Origin of the sequence: Gilliamella sp. B2717 (genome assembly GCF_026536675.1) — a bacterium.
Taxonomy (GTDB): domain Bacteria; phylum Pseudomonadota; class Gammaproteobacteria; order Enterobacterales; family Orbaceae; genus Gilliamella; species Gilliamella apicola_I.
On record NZ_JAFNNQ010000061.1, the window covers coordinates 1 to 1,325 of the forward strand.

A 1,325-nucleotide genomic window follows, 5' to 3' on the forward strand; every position below is an offset into this window, starting at 1 on the left:
GTGGCATTGCGATCATGTATTTTGATTCGTTCAAATTCGGGGGTTTGGGGATCATCATACAGCTCAGGATCGCCCGAGCGGTTTAATTTTTTAAAACGCAAATGTTCAGCTAACGTATCATGCAACCAAGGTTTGGGATAGCCCAAGGCAGCAAAAATGCGATTACCGATAAAAGAGTAACGACCACCGGTTATGAAAAAAAGCATAATTAAAATGGCTAAAAAACTAAAAAAATTGGTAAAAGTAACTAAAGTAAAATTGTATAAAAAATCATTTCTCAAATTAGTATCAGTTATGAGCATAATCATAAAAAAGATATAGATTAATATAAAAATAACACCAAGTCCTATGGCTAAATACTTTAACCGAAGTAAAGTCGGTGTATCCACTGCTTGAGAAAAATATAAAGCATGGGTTTTCGGTATTCGAACCGCACATGATTGATACTGATTGTCATCACTTTTATCCACGACCATTTCAACATAATCGCCATTTTTAAAACCAACGTGGGTTAATTTGCCTTCGACAAATTTTCGCCCCACATAGCAACTAAAATGTTTTCCTTGCAAGGTAATGCTGCCCACTGACAGCGTGGTCACTAAGCTGGCAACCACTTCAAATACCCCAAAAATCAATGCCCCAATCATGGCGATTAAGCCGACATTATTTGAGCCTAGCTCTTTTGGGTCATCAATGATTTGTAGCTGGCTGACTGTGCCTTTTAAAATGCGATACTGTTTTGCCATACTGTTACTGTTCCGTGTGATTTAATTTGGGCGGTTGGTTATCCATATCTGGCGTAAAACCCCGCTCATCAATCACCTCGACCCAATCCGGTACGATTGGCGTTCGGCAGTAATAAGTAGCTTTGGCGTCTCGTATTTTGATTCGTTCAAATTCGGGGGTTTGTGGATCGTCATACAACTCAGGATCGCCAGAGCGATTCAATTTTTTAAAACGCTCATGTTCAACTGACGTATCATGAGACCAAGGTTTAGGATAGCCTAAGGTGGCAAAAATGCGATTACCGATAAAAGAGTAACGACCTCCCGCTAGCAAAAAAAACATAATTGTTAAAACAAAAAACACAATAAAAGTGATTAAAGCAAAAGAAAACAATTCGTATAAAAAATCTTCATACGAACCAGCGAAGAAAACAACTAAAATAATTATTAAATAATTAAAGAAACAAAGTGCACCCGCTATTATAGCTGAATACTTTAACCGGCGAAAAGTCGGTGTATCCACTGCGTGAGGAAAGTATAAAGCATGGGTTTTCGGTATTCGAACCGCATACGATTGATACTGGTTATCATCATCGCTTT

Annotated in this window: 2 protein-coding genes; both read right to left on the reverse strand. The window is 38.1% G+C overall.

Translation table 11 applies throughout. From position 1 onward, the window contains the following. A partial coding sequence (locus J3U35_RS06570) for a hypothetical protein (RefSeq protein ID WP_267360342.1) occupies positions 1–746 on the reverse strand: 746 nt, incomplete at its 3' end. Between the two features lie 4 nt (positions 747–750). Then, on the reverse strand, positions 751–1,325 hold a 575-nt coding region (locus tag J3U35_RS06575), incomplete at its 5' end, for a hypothetical protein (RefSeq protein WP_267360344.1).